The 17,030-nt window shown below is 58.3% G+C and carries 16 protein-coding genes; 13 read left to right on the top strand and 3 right to left on the bottom strand.

Annotated elements, in window-relative coordinates; translation table 11 throughout:
• Window positions 1-24: 24 nt before the first annotated feature.
• Window positions 25-1,119 (bottom strand): zinc dependent phospholipase C family protein, encoded by a 1,095-nt coding sequence (locus tag VLM75_04015; protein ID HSV96083.1) that lies wholly within the window; start codon window positions 1,117-1,119, stop codon window positions 25-27.
• A gap of 122 nt (window positions 1,120-1,241) precedes the next feature.
• The gene (locus VLM75_04010) at window positions 1,242-1,472 is read right to left on the bottom strand and encodes a hypothetical protein (GenBank protein ID HSV96082.1); all 231 of its coding nucleotides are present in this window, start codon (window positions 1,470-1,472) and stop codon (window positions 1,242-1,244) included.
• 381 nt (window positions 1,473-1,853) lie between these two features.
• On the opposite strand from VLM75_04010, the gene yedE reads away from it, so the two are divergent.
• From yedE to VLM75_03985, 5 genes are all read left to right on the top strand, one after another.
• Entirely contained in the window at window positions 1,854-2,966 is a 1,113-nt protein-coding gene (gene yedE / locus VLM75_04005) for a YedE family putative selenium transporter (GenBank protein HSV96081.1), read from the top strand.
• Window positions 2,967-2,981: 15 nt separating this feature from the next.
• On the top strand, window positions 2,982-3,194 hold the full coding sequence (locus VLM75_04000) for a sulfurtransferase TusA family protein (GenBank protein HSV96080.1): 213 nt from the start codon (window positions 2,982-2,984) through the stop codon (window positions 3,192-3,194).
• A 63-nt stretch (window positions 3,195-3,257) separates the two neighbouring features.
• Complete coding sequence (locus VLM75_03995; protein HSV96079.1) at window positions 3,258-4,415, top strand: aminotransferase class V-fold PLP-dependent enzyme; 1,158 nt, start codon at window positions 3,258-3,260, stop codon at window positions 4,413-4,415.
• Window positions 4,412-4,636: a DUF3343 domain-containing protein gene (locus VLM75_03990; protein HSV96078.1), complete on the top strand. Its 225-nt coding sequence runs from the start codon at window positions 4,412-4,414 to the stop codon at window positions 4,634-4,636. Before VLM75_03995 ends, VLM75_03990 begins: the two co-directional genes overlap by 4 nt.
• A 96-nt stretch (window positions 4,637-4,732) precedes the next feature.
• Window positions 4,733-5,026: a hypothetical protein gene (locus VLM75_03985; protein HSV96077.1), complete on the top strand. Its 294-nt coding sequence runs from the start codon at window positions 4,733-4,735 to the stop codon at window positions 5,024-5,026.
• 6 nt (window positions 5,027-5,032) lie between these two features.
• Here VLM75_03985 and cutA read toward each other — a convergent pair whose 3' ends face one another.
• A complete protein-coding gene (gene cutA, locus VLM75_03980; GenBank protein ID HSV96076.1) occupies window positions 5,033-5,350 on the bottom strand; it encodes a divalent-cation tolerance protein CutA in 318 nt (105 codons plus the stop codon).
• 136 nt (window positions 5,351-5,486) lie between these two features.
• Between cutA and VLM75_03975 the strand changes: the two genes are divergently transcribed.
• The 8 genes from VLM75_03975 to fucI form a co-directional block, all read left to right on the top strand.
• Window positions 5,487-6,662 carry a peptidoglycan DD-metalloendopeptidase family protein gene (locus VLM75_03975; GenBank protein ID HSV96075.1) on the top strand — a complete coding sequence of 392 codons (1,176 nt, stop codon included), beginning with the start codon at window positions 5,487-5,489 and terminating at the stop codon, window positions 6,660-6,662.
• 124 nt (window positions 6,663-6,786) lie between these two features.
• Entirely contained in the window at window positions 6,787-7,239 is a 453-nt protein-coding gene (locus VLM75_03970) for a PTS sugar transporter subunit IIA (GenBank protein ID HSV96074.1), read from the top strand.
• A complete protein-coding gene (locus VLM75_03965) occupies window positions 7,236-9,047 on the top strand; it encodes a chloride channel protein (GenBank protein HSV96073.1) in 1,812 nt (603 codons plus the stop codon). The genes VLM75_03970 and VLM75_03965 overlap by 4 nt, the downstream gene beginning before the upstream one ends.
• A 95-nt stretch (window positions 9,048-9,142) precedes the next feature.
• Entirely contained in the window at window positions 9,143-11,611 is a 2,469-nt protein-coding gene (leuS, locus tag VLM75_03960) for a leucine--tRNA ligase (GenBank protein HSV96072.1), read from the top strand.
• Between the two features lie 246 nt (window positions 11,612-11,857).
• On the top strand, window positions 11,858-13,327 hold the full coding sequence (locus VLM75_03955; GenBank protein HSV96071.1) for a glycoside-pentoside-hexuronide (GPH):cation symporter: 1,470 nt from the start codon (window positions 11,858-11,860) through the stop codon (window positions 13,325-13,327).
• Window positions 13,328-13,336: 9 nt separating this feature from the next.
• A complete protein-coding gene (locus tag VLM75_03950; GenBank protein HSV96070.1) occupies window positions 13,337-15,856 on the top strand; it encodes a hypothetical protein in 2,520 nt (839 codons plus the stop codon).
• A gap of 5 nt (window positions 15,857-15,861) precedes the next feature.
• Window positions 15,862-16,704 (top strand): TIM barrel protein, encoded by an 843-nt coding sequence (locus VLM75_03945; protein ID HSV96069.1) that lies wholly within the window; start codon window positions 15,862-15,864, stop codon window positions 16,702-16,704.
• A partial coding sequence (fucI, locus tag VLM75_03940) for an L-fucose isomerase (protein HSV96068.1) occupies window positions 16,704-17,030 on the top strand: 327 nt, incomplete at its 3' end. The genes VLM75_03945 and fucI, both read left to right, overlap by 1 nt.

The raw sequence follows: 17,030 nt of genomic DNA, 5'->3' as shown, positions 1-17,030 counted from the left end.
AGATCCCCGGCGTTCTACGTTCACCTAAAAGTGCAGACGAAGGGGCTTTTTTTCCTTCATGTGTGAAGGGCCGTTCCCGGCTTCGCCGGTGTGCGAGTCCACCGATAGTTCAGCTATAATCGGTGATATATCGGTTGCGCCGGCATAGAGCGCCGATTCCATTCTCACCCATGCGGCCACCGTTCGGTCACGGGCAATCTTGAACAGATCCTCAACGGATTCATAGTGCAGACCCGGCGTGCCGAGCGGGTGAAACCAGCGCTCGCGGTGAAGGTTGAGTGCATGCCGGTTCATGCGCCGCGGCTCGGGATAGCGCGTTACATAGTCGGGGAAAAACCTGCGGCGGACCCTCAGCCGATCCAGCAGTTTGCGCAGCGCCCTGCTGCCGCTGCGCTTGATCAGGTAAGTGCGGCGTATAAGGTGCGGTATCAGGTCGAGCGGTCCGCTTTTCCAGGTGCCGTCGGCGCTGCGGGGGTTGCGCGCGTTCCATATCAGGCGGGAGATCTCCCCGGGGCAGGTATCCGTCAGCGTCTCAAGGATCAGACTCTTGATCCGGTAGTCGAGCACCCGTATCCCACCGCGGATGTACCGTACCGGAAGCGACTCGTCGATGACGAAATCAAATACCCGGGTATTGTAGTGGTACTGGAAAAAAAGGTCCATATTGTACTGAAAAAGGAGAAGCTGTTCGCGATAGCGATATATTTCGGCGCGGCTTTCATTGTCGGGGAAACCGGCCCAGTAATAAACAAACGGATGGAAGACGGCGTCGGCGATAAGATGGGCGACATAGCCATACGAGTAGGCCCGTCGTGTCGCCGACCACTCATTGTTGAAATCTCCGACGAGAAGCGTCCGCGAGAGGAGCGCCGCAATGCTTTGCGATAGTCGCGGGGAATGGAGCTGCATGGTGAGAGAGGTTCCGAAAAAATCCCTTCGCGCAACCGGGAGATAGTCGAAGATGTCGGGTCCGATGGAGCCGAAAAATCCAGCCTTGAGCCGTTCGGGTGCGCTGTAAAGGGCTTCGATCGATTTGCCGAACGGCGTAGCGCTTTTCGCCCTTTTCAGGGAGAAAAGCGACTCGTGAAACAGCCTGCTGTGGGTTATGATTCCGGGCATGGTTCTTTCGGATTTTAGGCCTGCGATCGATAATGGGACAGTATGGAATGCAATACTGTCAAATAAAAAAAGCATGCTCCGCGTGGAACATGCTTTTTTACCGTGGTGGACGCGTTTTGAGTTTATTTAACGGGATGGCATCCGGATCCCATGCACAGGGGGTTCTTGTTGACCAGCGCTATCCCGTACCCCTTTTTTTTCTCGATCTTGGCGGTCGTGTGACAATAAACGCAGTTGATCATCTTGCCGTCTTTTTTCAAACCCTTATGTTTTGCCTGAATATTTGGATTCGCGAGCGCGACCTGTGCTGCGCAGAACGCCGCAAGCAGAACCAAGAACCCGATCTTTTTCATTACGGTGCTCCTCGATTATAAATAGTTTGGGAGAAACAACGACACGGCGGATTGTGGGGGGTGGAATCAGCGACAGTCAATACATTTATTTTCCAAAAAAGGCGCTCCCGGGCCGCCTGTGCTCATAAGCGCTAACACATCCCCCTGGGGGGAGCGTGAATACCCTTATGCCGACACCGGGGAATTTTTCCTTCAATTGATATTTTTAATTATTGATAAATCAATTCCCGTGCGCTTCATTGTAGCGCCGCGGTATGCGGTGTAATCATAGAACGAACGGCTTCTGTCCGCCGGGAACAGGCCGGGGACCTTTTGCGGTATACGGGGATTGAGTCGCCTGTCATGAGTGAGGCGCTCCATCATTACATAGCGGGGAGGAATATGTCATCACTCACCGGATTTTTCGGTTCGAAAAAGGGCATTGTGGCGACCGGCCTTTTTGTCGGAATAGTCGCGGCGGTTCTCCAGAAACTCGGCAATCCCGCCAACATGGGGATCTGCGTGGCTTGTATGGAGCGCGACATTGCGGGGGCGCTCGGGTTTCACAGGGCCGCGGTCGTACAGTACATCAGGCCCGAAATCATCGGTTTCGTGATAGGGGCGCTCGTTGCGGCGATCGCCTTCAGGGAATTCCGCGCCCGCTCGGGCTCGGCGCCGATGGTGCGCTTTGTGCTCGGTTTCTTCGCCATGATCGGCGCTCTTGTTTTTCTGGGCTGTCCCTGGCGTGCGCTGCTTCGCCTTTCGGGCGGGGACGGGAATGCAATCGTCGGCCTTGCGGGTTTGATTGCCGGGGTTGCGATCGGGGTTTTCTTGATAAAAAGTGGATACAGCCTGGGTTCGAGTAAAAAGACGTACACTGTGGCGGGCTGGATAATGCCCGCAATAATGATTGCCCTGCTTGTGCTCCTGCTTGGCAACACCGTCTGGGGCGCATCGAAGGCACTGCTGTATCCGGAGCCCGACAAGTTCGCCCCATTTTTCAGCGAGATGGGGCCCGGATCGCAGCATGCCCCGCTGTTCATTTCACTGGGAGCGGCACTCGTCATCGGATTTCTCGCGCAGCGCACGCGATTCTGCACCATGGGCGCCATCCGCGACGTCATCCTGATGCGCCAGATGCATTTGATGTGGGGTGTGGTCGCGTTGGTAATCGGCGCGCTTGCGGCAAACCTCGCGCTCGGCCAGTTCAACCCCGGTTTCGCGGGTCAGCCGGTTGCCCACACCGCCCACGTCTGGAACTTCGGCGGAATGATGCTCTCGGGTCTCGCCTTCGCGCTTGCGGGCGGTTGTCCCGGCCGTCAGCTTTTTCTTTCGGGTGAAGGCGACGGCGACGCGGCGATCTTCGTGATGGGAATGATTGTGGGGGCCGGTTTTGCGCACAATTTCGCCACGGCAAGCTCTCCGGCTGGTCCCGGACTCTGGGGCCCCGCGTCGGTGGTCGCGGGTCTTGCGGCCTGCCTTGTGATCGGTTTTACCATGCGCCGGACGGCTTGAGGGAAGGAGGAATCTATGGCATATAAACTGGATATGCGCGGGCTTTCGTGCCCTCAGCCGGTCTTCGAGACGAAGAAAAAAATCGAGGAGATGGGTTCGGGCGCGCTTGAAGTGCTTGTCGATTCCGGAACGGCGCGCGATAACGTCACCCGCCTGGCCGAGAACAAGGGATGGGCGGTTTCGATCAGGGAACAGGACGGAGAATACTCGCTGACGCTCAGAAAATAATTTCAGGGAACACTCCGGGCGAGGCGGATATTTTCGTCCGGAGCGTTTCGCATATCCCACACAATGATCTATCTCGATAATGCGGCGACATCCTTCCCCAAGCCTCCGGCCGTTTACGAGGGCATGCTCCGTTTCGCGCGTGAAGTCGGCGCGAACCCCGGAAGGTCCGGACATCGCCTTTCCGTTGACGCGGGGCGCATCATCTACGAAACGCGCGAATCGCTCGCGTCGCTGTTCAATGTTCGCGATCCGCTGCGCGTGCTCTTCTCGAACAACGCCACCGGCGCGCTGAACCAGGCGCTGCTTGGCTTTTTAAATCCGGGCGACCGCGTGGTGACCAGCGGCATGGAGCACAATTCGGTGATGCGTCCGCTGCGCGCCCTCGAGGCGGAAGGCGTCCGGGTGGTCGTCGTCCCTTCATCCTCCGGGGGCGTTTTCGACCCCGACGATTTAAGGCGCGCGCTTTCGGAGAAGACCGCGATGGTGGTCGTCAATCACGGCTCGAACGTCAACGGCTGCCTGCAGCTGGTTCGCGATCTGGGAATTATCGTCCGCGAGACGGGGGCCCTGTTTCTCGTTGACGCGGCCCAGACGGCCGGATGCGTGGACATCGACATGGAACGCGACTACATCGACCTCCTCGCCTTTACGGGCCACAAGGCGCTGTATGGCCCGCAGGGGACGGGGGGCCTTATCGTCGGCGAGCACTCGCCTCTGGAGCGCATGCGTCCACTAATGTACGGAGGGACCGGCAGCCGCTCCGAATTCGAGACGCAGCCCGAATTCGCACCCGACCGTTTCGAGAGCGGGACGCCCAACACCATCGGTATCGCCGGGCTCGGGGAAGGGGTGCGCTTTGTCCAGGGAACGGGGATTGCGGCGATCCGCCGTCACGAAGACGACCTTGCGAACGCGCTGGTCGACGGCCTTTCCTCGATCGACGGCGTACGCCTGTTCGCCGGGCCGCCCGGCCGGCGCCTTTCGACGGTCTCGTTTACCAGTAATGCCGTGTCGCCAGGCGGGTTGGGGCTGCGGCTCGACGAGGAGTTCGACATTTTGTGCAGGGTGGGCCTTCATTGCAGTCCGGCCGCGCACGTAAGCCTCGGCAGCTTTCCGGACGGGACTGTCCGGTTCAGCGCCGGATACTTCATCTCGCACGACGATATCGCCGCGGCGATCGATGCGGTGCGCGTCATCGTGCGAAAAGGGAGCGGGGCGTGAACGAAGAATGGTGCGTCGCGCTCTTTCACTCAACCAGCCTGGCGCTTCGAGGGGAGAGGCTGTGCCGGGAGGAAGAAATCCCCGTAAAGCTTATACCCGTTCCGCGCAATTTGGGCTCGGACTGCGGTGTATGTCTCCGTTTTCACTGCGCCGATGAAGTCCGGCTGCGTGCCGTCTTCGCGGCGAAGTCCCTCGAGTTTGACGAAATCGTCCGCCTTTAGGCGATTATTCTGAGGTTTTTTAAGGTTTTTCCTTCCGGTAATGCTATGTTTTGCTGCATATATGCCCATGATCCCATAGCCAGGACGGATACGAAAATGAACGGTGAAGGAAACAATGTGGTCGATTTTACGACCATCATAAAGCTCAAGGAAGTCGAGAGCGGCTTAAAGAAGGAAATTCAGGACCGGCAGCGCGAGCTCATAGAGATCATGAACAAAAAGGAGGAGTACATCGTCCACCTCGTTCGCGTTCTGCTCGCGAAGATTGATTCAATGGAAAGCGCAGCCGGCTCTCCCGCGCGCGTAGTCGGCGTGAAGGCGGAGGAAAAGGCCTCGAAGAACGGCGGCTTTGCCTGGGCGAAGCGCAGGTCGTGGGGCGGACTGCTGTAAATCCCCTCAGCCCGTCGATTCGTCGATCCAGTTGAGATACGGCGTATTGCCCGCCGCAATCGGCAGGGCTATTATCTCGGGCACCTCATAGGGGTGCAGGGATGTAATCGTTTCACGCAATCGTTCGAAAAGCTCCCCGCGCGTCTTGATTATCATCAGACACTCCTCTTCGCGGCAGAGCTCGGCCTTCCATGTGTAAATGGAATGAATACCCCCGACGATATTGACGCATGCGGCGAGCCGTCCGGAAACCAGTGATTCGGCGATGGCGACCGCCACCTCCCTGGACGGCGTGGTGCAGTAGACGACAACGTGCTTTTCCATCGCTTCCCTCGAAATAATGGTTTACCGGTTTGTGCCGGGACCACACACTATCCCCGCTCTGACTGACAGTCAAGCGCTTGTGAATATCCGCGGCCGGGATTTTACCGAAACGCGGAAAAAAAAGCGGGATGAACGGATGAGGATTCGCAAAGGCTCCATGGTGGGGATTGCCGTGATCATATGCCTTCTGCCATGCGTACCGCCCGCCGGCGGCAACACGCGTGGCGGCGACTATTTCATCATCGGCGCGAACACCGCGCAAAAGGTGCGCTGGGAGGTGAGCTCGAGCCATGGCCCGAACCACACTGGGTTCATGGCGGTCGACAGCGATATCGACAGCTCGTGGAGGTCGGCGCGCTCGGAGTCGCCGCAGTGGCTCAGCGTCGATTTCGGGGCGAAGCGCCTGTTAACGAAAATCGTTATCGTCCCCGGGTACAGGGACAATTACCGCATGCTCCGTAATTGCACCGTTCAGTTCATATACAACGGCGAATGGTTCGATTTCGCGCGGGTGGAATTCACCGGGCAGTCGCGCAGAGGGATTATTGCGCGGCTTGCCGGGAGGGCGGGAGCGGGCGACCGTGCGGAAGTAGACCTGGGCGGGGTGGACGCGAGCAAGTTCCGGATTTTAGTGCCGGTTGACGGCATGGTGGACGGGCAGGCGGCGATCGCCGAGGTCGAGTGTTTCGTCGGCGCGAACAGCCTGAGGTATTTCGACGGCCGGCTGAAGGGGCTGTGCATGCCGGTGCGTAACGCCCTGCTTCCGCCGAACGACGCCGGATATCCGAATGCTCAACGGGCGTACCGCGGCGGGATCCATGCGGGGCTGGATATCTACAGTGCGTTCGCGGAAGGCAGCTACGAAGCGAAACCGGTCGATTTCACTACGGCCGTATACGCAGCGGACGGCGGGACGGTGATCCGGGCCGACTGGAAGTACGAGGCGCTCACGCCGGTCCAGTGGAAACAGCAGTCGGAGTATACCAAGAGCAACCCGCGCACCTTCGTGCTGCGCTCGTTCGGCGGCAGGCAGGTGTGGATCGACCACGGGAACGGTGTCGTAACCACGTATAACCATCTGTCGGAAATCGACAGGAGGATCGTCGCCGGCGGGAAAGTCTCCAAAGGTCAGCGTATCGGCCGCATCGGGAACTCGGGACTTTTAGGCGAGGCCGAAGGGGAGAAATACGGAGCGCACCTGCACTTCGAGATATGGGTCGACGGGTTTTACCTCGGTTACGGGATGGCGCTTGCGGACGTAAAAAAATACTTCGGCTGGATATTCGCCACAGCGGTGCAGCCCGGAGAGTGAGCGAGGCCGGGAAAAGACAAAACCGCACGGGACGCGCGGTTTTTTCCTCATGAAAATCGTAAAAAGTAATGATAAGAATAACAGGGATAGCAAGCTAATTCATACTCAGCGTGCGGCGGGTTTGATGAAAAGGGTCAGTGAATACTCGAACGAAAAATTCGTAAAGAAGCTCAAATCGAAAAACAAATTCAAGGCGATCGAGGAGCTCGCGCGGCTTTTTGACGGCGCCCATGTGTGTGCGGACATGGACGAGCTGGTCAATGCACTCGTTGAGCGAGAGAAAATAATGAGCACTGGGATCGGTTTGGGCCTGGCGATCCCGCACGCCAAGATCAAATCAGTAAAGGATATAGCCTTTGCTGTCGGCATTTCGAAAGCGGGAATCGATTTCGATTCAATCGACGGCAAGCCCGTCCATCTCATCATACTGGTCGCCGCGGGCGACCGCCAGCACAAGGATTACCTCACGCTGCTGTCCAAAATAATGTTCATTCTTAAAGATGAGACGCGGCGCTCCGAGATTATACACGCCTCGAATCCCGCGAAAATCATCGATCTCCTTTCAATCGAGAGATGAGACCGGGTCGGTTTTTCACCTGGCGGGAACTGGCAGACGCGCAACGCGGACTTCTTACGCGCTACGCGAGCACCGATATATCGAAGTACATCTCGCATATCATTTTCTCCGTACTGCTCGGTGTTCTCGCCGGCGCGGGGGCAATCGTCTTCCACTCACTGCTCGAGGGGACCCGCCATTTTTTCGAATATTTCAATCTTCGCACCTACATGGGAGTCGATGTCAATCTGATCTTCATATTCCCAGTCATAGGAGCAATAGTTGTGGCGGTGATGACGAGATATCTACCGGCGATCGCGCGCGAGCGCGACGTGACGAGCGTGATCAAGTCCGTGCTTTTTCGTAATGGATTCATCCCCTTCAAGGTTACGCTGTTCCACTTCTTCGCGCCGATCATCTCGATAGGGTCGGGTGCGCCGCTGGGGCCGGAGGGCCCCGCCGCCAAGATGGGGAGCGGCCTCGGATCGCTCATGGCGCAGATTTTTCGACTCAACCAGCGCGAGATGCGTATGTACGCCGTGGCGGGTGCCGGTGCGGCGATTGCGGCGGTGTTCAACGCCCCCATCGCCGGGGTCTTTTTCGGTATCGAGGTCATCCTCCTGAACGACTTTAAAAACCAGGCCATGAGCTCGCTGGTTATCTCCTCGGTGGTCGCGGACGTATTTTCCCGCGCGGTCCTGGGCAACAAGCACGTATTCAGAATCCCGCAATACTCTTCGGGAGAGGTCGGCGATTTTCCGTACTTCCTTTTGCTCGCGATTCTGTGCGGCGCGGTTTCGATTCTTTTTTTCCAGCTTCGCAAAGGTTCTTCGTTTCTCCTCGTAAAAAAGCTCGGCATCACAAACGAATTCATGAAGCTGGTACCGGCCGCGGCGCTTTTCGGGGTCGTGCTCCTTTTCTTTCACCAGCTTTACGGTATCGGCTACAACACTATCAACGAGGTCCTCAACCATCACTATTCCCTGGCTTTCGTGCTCGCGCTCCTCGTGCTCAAGCTGGTCTTCATGGCGCTTTTACTCGAAGCGGGTTTCTATGGCGGCACCTTCGCGCCTTCGCTCATGATCGGCGTTCTGCTTGGACACTCCTTCGCCGTGTTGGTGAACGCGTTGTTCGCGACCTCCCTCGATCCGGTCGTATTCGCGCTTGTGGGGATGGGAGGTGTACTTGCCGGCATCAATGCCATTCCGCTGACCTCGATACTCCTGGTGTTCGAGGTGACGGGCGACTATCACTTCATCCTGCCGCTCATGTTCGTCTCGATCATCGCCTACCTTGTTGTGATCTACGTCAACAAGGGGGGCACTTACACGCTCGAGCTGATGAAGGAAGGCATCGACGTTTCGAAGCGGGGGGAGATGGACCTCCTCGGGAAGATCAAGGTGCGCGAGCTTCGTAAGACAAACTACGATGTGGTGAGCCACCGCACACCGTTTCGGAAGCTTACTGATATACTCATGCACTCGACATACGGTGACGTGTTTGTGCTGAATGACAGGAAGGAGCTCCTCGGGGTCATATCCCTCCGGCAGGTGCGCCAGGCCATCGTGTCGCATGAGCTGACCGAGCTCCTTATCGCGGACGATGTCACCGCCGAGGTTCCGGTGGTCACCGAGGATGATCCCGTGTCGTTCGCCATGCAGAAAATCGAGGAATACGACCTCGAGACGATCCCCGTGGTGAAGTCCGAGAAAAACCGGTCGGTGACGGGCGTGCTGACGCATCGCGATATAATCCAGGCCTACAGCCGGCTTCTCGACGCGTGGACCACGGACCAGTTCCTGACGGATTCAAAGCCCCGCGGGTCATAGGGGGGGCGACGCGTCCCGGATTTCGGCAATTTACTTGACTTTTACCGCTTTTAAAAAGAATGAAAGCGTCGATACCAACGAGCGCGAGGTGTTCCATGGCGGAGCGCGATTACACGTTTAAAGAGATTGAATCTAAATGGCAGAAGCGCTGGGAAGATGCCGGGGTCTTCGAATCCAGGCGCGACCCCAAACGTAAGAAATATTATCTTCTCGAGATGTTTCCCTATCCATCGGGCCGGCTGCACATGGGCCACGTGCGCAATTATTCCATCGGCGATCTTATGGCGCGTTTCAAGCGCATGAGGGGGTTTAACGTGCTGCACCCGATCGGCTGGGACGCGTTCGGCTTGCCGGCCGAGAACGCGGCCATCAAGGGAGGCATCCCGCCGTACCGGTGGACGCTCGACAATATAGGCCACATGAAGGAGCAGTTCCGCAGGCTCGGCGTCTCCTACGACTGGACGCGCGAGGTCGCCACCAGCGACCCGGACTATTACCGCTGGAACCAGTGGATGTTCTGCAGGATGTACGAGAAGGGCCTCGCCTACAAGAAGAAGGCCTCGGTGAACTGGTGCCCCTCGTGCAACACGGTGCTGGCTAACGAGCAGGTGGAGGACGGCCTCTGCTGGCGCTGCGACTCGAGCGTCACACAGAAGGAGCTCGAGCAGTGGTTCTTCAAGATAACCGATTACGCGGACGATCTACTGAAAGGCCACGACGAACTCGGCGACGGCTGGCCCGAGCGCGTGGTCGTGATGCAGCGTAACTGGATCGGCCGTTCGACCGGTCTTACCGTAAACTTCAGGCTTGAGACCGGCGGGGACTTTCCCATATACACGACACGTCCCGACACGGTGTTCGGCGTCACCTTCATGGTGATCGCGCCCGAGCATCCGCTGCTGGACCGGGTGACAAACCCGGAGGTACGTGGGTTTATAGAGCGATTCAAATCGCAGTCCCTAATCGACAGGCTTTCGGAGGAGAAGGAGAAGGAAGGGGTCGACACCGGGCTCAAAATAATCAATCCCTTCAACGGCGATATCGTGCCGCTGTACGTGGGCAATTTCGTGCTGATGGAATACGGAACGGGCGCCATTATGGCGGTGCCGGCGCACGATACGCGCGACTTCGTCTTCGCGCATAAGTATGGAATCCCGGTAAAGATCGTGATCGACCGCCCGGGTGAGCCGCTATCGGTGGATACCATGGACGACGCCTATGTGGATGACGGCCTCTGCATCAACTCCGGGCCGTTCGACGGGCTGTGGAACGGGGAGGCTATGGCGAAAATAGCGGATTTTGCGGAGGAGAAGGGTTTCGGCAAGCGCGCCGTCACCTATCGTCTGCGGGACTGGCTGATCTCGCGACAGCGCTACTGGGGCTGTCCCATTCCGGTAGTCTACTGCGAAAAATGCGGCCCGGCGCTGGTGCCGGAGGGTGAATTGCCGGTGGTTCTCCCCACGGAGGTGGAGTTCCGGGGAGACTCGCGCTCGCCGCTTACGTTCATGGATGATTTCATCAACACCACCTGCCCGAAGTGCGGCGGGAAGGCGCGGCGCGAGACCGACACCATGGACACCTTCGTGGACTCGTCGTGGTATTTCGCGAAGTTCACCTCGCCGAAATCGAGGGAGATGTTCGACCGCGAGGAGGTCGACCACTGGATGCCCGTGGACCAGTATATTGGCGGCATCGAACACGCGTGCATGCACCTGCTCTATGCGCGCTTTTTCAACATGGTGCTCCACGACCTTGGGCTCGTCAAGTGCCGCGAACCGTTCACCAGGCTCCTCACCCAGGGAATGGTGATCAAGGACGGCGCCAAGATGAGCAAGTCCAAGGGGAACATCGTGGACCCCGATAAGATTATGGAAGATTACGGCGCGGACACCGCGCGGCTTTTCATGCTCTTCGCCTCACCGCCCGACAAGGACCTCGACTGGTCGGACAAGGGCGTGGAGGGTTGTTTCCGATTCATCGGCCGCGTGTGGCGCATCGTGAGCAAATATGCCGATCGCTATACCAAAGAAAAACCAGAGCCCGACGCCGCGCTTACAGATGCGCTCCGGTCGCTTCGAATCGAGCTCCATCGCACGGTGAAGATCGTGACCAACGACATCGAGGAGCGAATGCAGTACAACACCGCCATCGCCCGCATGATGGAGCTGGTGAACGCGCTCTACCAGCTCCCCGTGGCGGAGGCCTCCACGCCCGACGGAGCGAAGGTTCTGTCCGAAATTTTCGATTCGCTGATCCCGATGCTCTCCCCCTTCGTGCCGCACGTGGCCGAGGAGATGTGGGCCATGCTGGGACACGGGGAGCTCCTCGTCGACCATCCGTGGCCTTCCTATATTGAAGCGCTTTCGATGCGCGAGGAGATCGAGATCGTCTTCCAGGTAAACGGCAAGAACCGGTCGAAGGCGGTGGTCACTCCCGGCATCCCGAATGACGAGATGGAAAAGCTGGCGCTTGGCGACCAGCGGATCGCGGAATTCACCGCCGGCAAACGGGTCGTAAAAGTGATCGTGGTTCCGGGGAAGCTGGTCAATATAGTCGTCAAGTAAAAGCCTTAATCGAACCATGCGGCATGAAAAGGCCGGGTGAAAGCCCGGCCTTTTGTTTTTAGTGGAAAGGGTGTGATTTCTTCTTGCAATATTTGCGCGCAAATATGATATAATATTTACGATATGAAATACCGGGGAGGGTGTTTCCCATTAGTCGGGGAGTACGCAGTGCCGCACCATGCTCGTCGCCGGGATTGAATATCGGGTGTGCCGCAGACGCTCAATTTCACGGGGAGAGTGACGGGCATGGACAATGGCAAAGACGAGAGGTTGAGGCTTTCGACGAAGCTGGGTTTCGGCGCGGGCGATATCTTCGGCGGCGGATCGCTGGTTATCATCGGTTTTTTTTATTTGTATTTTATCACCGACGTACTGCTCATCTCGCCGGCTCTGGCGGGGATAGTTTTTCTCATCAGCAAAATCTGGGACGCCTCAATCGATCCGATCATCGGAGTCCTCACGGACCGTACCCGGACGCGCTTCGGCCGCAGGAGGCCGTATTTCCTGGCGGGCGTAGTCCTCGTCTCGCTCGCCTTTTCCATGCTCTGGTACAACGTCGGCTTCGAAAAGGAATGGCACCGGCTGGCTTACGCGCTGGGCTCGTACATGTTCTTCACGACGGTACATTCCTTCATGATGATCCCGTATTTCTCGCTGGCGTCGGAGCTCACGCTCGATTATACCGAGCGGACCTCCCTCGCAACCATAAGAATGCTCTTTTCGATGGGTTCATCCCTTGTCTGCGCGGTGGTCCCCTTCCAGATCGTCAAGATGTTCCCGGACGAGAGCACCGGTTTCTTCGTGATGGCCGTTATCTTCGGCCTGGTGTTCGGCCTGCCGTACCTGGCGACGTTTTTCCTGACCAGGGAGCGCAGGGAATTCCAGCGCGAACCCGAGCCGTTCAGCATCAGGAAGACCTACATCGAGCCGTTCAAGACCCCCACCTTCGTGAATGTACTGCTCATGTACCTGTTCACGATGTCGACGATGGACATCATCATGTCGATAATGATGTACTTTATGACCTATTATATGGGGCGTGCCGGTGAGACCAATTACGTGCTGGGGGTACTCCTTTTCTGTCAGATTATCGCGCTTTTAATTTTTTCCGCGACAAGCCGTAAAACAGGCAAGAAAAAAGCCTTCCTTGCCGCCGGGCTCTTCTTCGCCCTTGTAATGGCCGGAAGTATCCTGATAACCAGAGATCAGCCGCGATGGGTTATTTATGTTTTCTCCGCGTTTGTGGGGCTGGGGTCCGGGGGCATGGGGATCATGATCTATTCAATCCTGCCCGACGTCCCCGATGTGGATGAACTCTATACCGGTGAGCGCCGGGAGGGGATATATTCCGGGGTGCTTTCCTTTCTCCGGCAGCTCAGCACCGCACTGGGGATCTTCATCGTGTCGAACGTGCTTGCCTATGCCGGTTTTATAAAGCCGATCGAGCAGACGATCGACGGGGTAAAGACCCTGGTAAAGCAGCCGCAATCGCCGGAGCTTTTACTCACCCTGCGATTGATGCTTATGCTGGTGCCGGTGGTCTACCTGACCGTGTGCGTGTATAATGCCTGGCGTTACGGTCTCACGCGGGAGCTGCATGACCGGCTGAAGGTGTTTCTCATCGCCCGGCGTGCCGGAGCCGTGAACGTAGCGGAGGAGGAAGCATTGAAGAACGTCTTCGAACGCGGCAAGACCGGCTCCGGTCGAAGGAGATAGGAGAGGGCCATGAAAGGGAAAAGCGGACCGGCCTCGCGTATTCATGTGGCTTTCAGGTTCCACGGGAACTTTTATCACTCCTTCAGGGGTGATACGCCGGATGAGCTCGGTTTCGGCAAAGACATCCGAGTGATTCGCCGGGTCATCGAGGTGCTCGACGAATTCAATGCAAGAGGGGTACCGGTGCGCGGGACATGGGATTTCGAAAACTATTTTTCGCTCGAGACCATCATGCCGCGCCATTGCCCGGATATAATCGAATCGATGCAGCGAAGGGTGAGGAGCGGGCTTGACGAGATCCAGATAATGTCCTACAACAACGGCCTTGTGAGCGCGTCGACCGCGCGGGAGTTCGACGAGGCGATCGCGCGCGCGATATCGAATCCACAGGGATCGGGAGTGCGCGATCTGTTCGGGGACTTCGCTCCCATGGTACGTCCACAGGAGATGATGTTCACACCCTCGCACCTGGCTTTATACCCCCGCCACGGGATTCGTTACATAAGCCTGTTTTACAGCGCCATCCCCTTCAACGGTTTCAGTAATTTCGTCCCGGAGCTTTCACTTGCCGAGCGGTACAATCCTCTTGAATTCTCGGTCCCCGGGATGGAAGGCTCCATGGTGCTCGTCCCCGCCTACAATCCGGGCGACCTGCTCGACAATATCTCACTGCGTCGCTGGGTGAAGCGTCTCAGGAGAAAGCAGCGCTCCATGGAGGAGCCGACCGACCTGCTGCTCATTATCGATATGGACGCCGACGATCAGTTCTGGTACGGTATCAGTGTGCCGGTCGTTTCGCGCCTGTACTCGATGGGGCAGGGCTTGAAGGGGCTGGTCGAGAGCATCCTCGATCTGGAATATGTGACCTTCACAACGCCCTGCGAGTACCTGAAAAATCATCCGCCGGTCGGGAAACTGAGTTTCGGACAGGATACGGCCGACGGAAGCTTTGACGGCCTCTCGAGCTGGGCGGAAAAATGGGAGAACCAGGAGATATGGACCGGGCTCGAGCGTTCGCGTCTGCTCGAACTCCAGTCCCTCAGGCTGCTTGAGGAATCGGCGGCGTCAGGGCAGCGCGTCGGGGGGCTGCTGGCGGAATCGTTCGAGGAACGGTTGCGCCTGCTTTCCACTACCCATTTTGGAATGGCCGCGCCGGTCATGAATCTCACACGGCTCAGGACCGCCGCCTCACTGACCTCCCGCTCCGTTGATCTGGCGCGAAACGGCTTCGAGGCCGCCGCCGCTTCGCTCGGTGCCGGTAGCTCCGATTGCCAGCTCTTCGATTATCCGCGCGGCGTCTCCACCGGGGCCGTTCGATACAAGGCGAGCCCCTCCCGGTCCATGCTCGGATTGAAGCTCGGAGCGAGGTTTAAAAATCCGGCCGGGGTCGAGCTCGTCGACACCGGCGGGCGCAGCGTGCCCGCCGCCGTGCTGGAACGCGATGGTGGAAGTGAACTCTATGCGGTCGTGCATCTCGATGCGAACGAGCGCCGTGACTTCAAACTGGTCGCGCGAGGCGGGATCACAAAGGCCCCGGACCACCCGGTGCACATATATACAGGAGGAATAAAAAACGGCCGGATCGCGCTGCGTTATGACACCTCCGGAAATGTTCTTGGACTTGAGCATGACGGGGAGGATGTCTTGCGCGGTGGAGGAATGTCAACGGCCATCGGCTATAACGGAAAACGCCGCGAGCCCGTGTTGTGGAAGATGGCGGAGTCGCTGACGATCGGCGAGGGCCGGTTCGGTTTCGTTCGCATGAAAAGTGAAATCGAGCTACCCGACGTGAACGCCCATGCCGTGGTGGAACGCGAGTTCGTCCTTGCCGCGGACCTCCCTTACCTGTATGTACGGATGACAATACAGTATCCATCAACACCCATGAAGGGATTCGAGAAGGGCAAGGCGGCCCGTCTCCAGCAGAAATGGGACGCCCGCTGGGAGGAAATCATTCCCTGCGAGATCGCGCCTTCTATTAGCGGAAGTGCCGGCTCTCCTCTCAGGGTGTGGAAGCACAATTATTTCGGCCAGGTGAGCTCGTACCACCTCGATTACGGCGATTTTTCGGGCAATAGCGAGCTTGATTCCTGCAATAACCATGTGACGAACGCCTGGGTGGCGGTTTCCAACGGCCGGGAGGGGATGCTGGTCGCGCAGACCGCGTCCGCGTCCGCCTCCATGGCCTTCTGTCCGCTCAGGACACGGCGGATTCAAAATAACACTTGGGTCTATCTCAATCCCTTCGGCAGCTATTGGGGTAAACAGTATTCCTATCATACGGCCTATACCGGAATCGGGGCCTTCGTCGCCAAGCGGTTTTCGGCATCGGATCATATACTGCCATATGCACCCTCCTTCAACGGGCGGCGGCAGTCCTTTGAGATCATGCTGGCGCCGTATCGGGGCGATGCGCCGCCGGAAGATATCAGGGCCGACGCGTCGGCATTTGCCTATCCGCCGTGCGTGCTCTCGCCTTCAGGCATTATTGAGGAGCCGTCCTACCGGCGGTGGGCTTTTGCGGATTAATGCTGATGAAAAAGGGTACGCATATGATACGACTCAGCGCCTCGACATTCGTATACTACCGCTATTCGCTGGATGATGCGATACGGCGCACGGCCTCGTTCGGTTACGAGGGGGTCGAACTGTGGGGAGGGAGGCCTCATGCCTACTGCGAGGACATGAGCAGCGCCAGGGTCGCCGGACTCCGGCGGCTGATGGAGGACCTGAATATTTCCGTGTCCAATTTCATTCCGGCACAGTTTCGCTATCCCGTCAATATCGCCGCACCCGACGATGACATGCGCCGCGCAAGCGTGGATTACATGAAGCGGAGCATCGACGCCGCGGCCGGTCTCGGCTCCCCGTCGGTGAGCGTGTGTCCCGGATACAGCCTTTACGGCCAGGGGCGGGACGCGGCGTGGGGCGCCATGCTCGAAAGCATGCGCGCGCTCTCCGAGCACACGGCCGGGATACCGGTCTCGCTCCTCCTCGAGCCCGGGAACCGGCACGAGACGGACCTCGTTATCACCCTGGATGACGGGATGCGCGCAATCCGCGAGCTCGGCCGTCCCATGGGACTCTGCGTGGACACCGGCCATTGCTTTGTCAACGCCGAGGCGCTTTCCGATGTCGTTTCGAAAACCGCGGGGATGGCCTGCCATTATCACATCGACGACAATAACGGCGTCACCGACGACCACATGGTGCCCGGTGATGGAGGGATGCACTACGATATTTTCCTGAGCGCGCTCATGACCTCCGGGTATACGGGATTTCTGGCCGTGGAGCTCGGCTTCCAATACACGGCCGATCCCGATGTCGCCGTTCGGCGAAGCGCCGCGTTTCTGCGAAAAGCCATGGGGGCGCCGTGATGCGGATTCACGCGCCGGGAAACGGGCAAAACGGCCGACTGCCGAAGATCGGCATACGCCCGGTGATCGACGGGCGCCGAAACGGCGTCCGGGAATCGCTTGAGGAGCCGATCATGGCCATGGCGCTTTCCGCGGCCGAACTCATAACCGGCGCCCTCAGGCATGCGTGCGGCCTCCCGGTTGGGTGCGTGGTGCCCGATTTCACGACGGGCGGCGCGGCGGAGGCCGCGCGCTGTTTTGAGCTGTTCCGTAAGGAGGGCGTCGGCGCGGTGATCGATGTAACACGCTGCTGGTGCTACGCGGCCGAGATCATCGATCTGGACCCG

Source organism: Spirochaetota bacterium (genome assembly GCA_035477215.1).
Taxonomy (GTDB): domain Bacteria; phylum Spirochaetota; class UBA4802; order UBA4802; family UBA5368; genus MVZN01.
Note: the sequence above shows the minus strand (reverse complement) of the source record. Positions and strands in the feature narration are given on the sequence as shown.

Bases quoted from the DNA above. Each gene is read 5' to 3' on its own strand.
- VLM75_03945 (HSV96069.1), top strand. From the start codon at position 15,862: ATGAAAAAGGGTACGCATATGATACGACTCAGCGCCTCGACATTCGTA.
- VLM75_04010 (HSV96082.1), bottom strand. From the start codon at position 1,472: ATGAAAAAGATCGGGTTCTTGGTTCTGCTTGCGGCGTTCTGCGCAGCA.
- VLM75_04015 (HSV96083.1), bottom strand. From the start codon at position 1,119: ATGCCCGGAATCATAACCCACAGCAGGCTGTTTCACGAGTCGCTTTTC.
- VLM75_03970 (HSV96074.1), top strand. From the start codon at position 6,787: ATGAAAAGGGTCAGTGAATACTCGAACGAAAAATTCGTAAAGAAGCTC.
- VLM75_03965 (HSV96073.1), top strand. From the start codon at position 7,236: ATGAGACCGGGTCGGTTTTTCACCTGGCGGGAACTGGCAGACGCGCAA.
- VLM75_03950 (HSV96070.1), top strand. From the start codon at position 13,337: ATGAAAGGGAAAAGCGGACCGGCCTCGCGTATTCATGTGGCTTTCAGG.
- VLM75_04000 (HSV96080.1), top strand. From the start codon at position 2,982: ATGGCATATAAACTGGATATGCGCGGGCTTTCGTGCCCTCAGCCGGTC.
- VLM75_03985 (HSV96077.1), top strand. From the start codon at position 4,733: ATGAACGGTGAAGGAAACAATGTGGTCGATTTTACGACCATCATAAAG.
- leuS (HSV96072.1), top strand. From the start codon at position 9,143: ATGGCGGAGCGCGATTACACGTTTAAAGAGATTGAATCTAAATGGCAG.
- yedE (HSV96081.1), top strand. From the start codon at position 1,854: ATGTCATCACTCACCGGATTTTTCGGTTCGAAAAAGGGCATTGTGGCG.
- cutA (HSV96076.1), bottom strand. From the start codon at position 5,350: ATGGAAAAGCACGTTGTCGTCTACTGCACCACGCCGTCCAGGGAGGTG.
- VLM75_03975 (HSV96075.1), top strand. From the start codon at position 5,487: ATGAGGATTCGCAAAGGCTCCATGGTGGGGATTGCCGTGATCATATGC.
- VLM75_03995 (HSV96079.1), top strand. From the start codon at position 3,258: ATGATCTATCTCGATAATGCGGCGACATCCTTCCCCAAGCCTCCGGCC.
- VLM75_03955 (HSV96071.1), top strand. From the start codon at position 11,858: ATGGACAATGGCAAAGACGAGAGGTTGAGGCTTTCGACGAAGCTGGGT.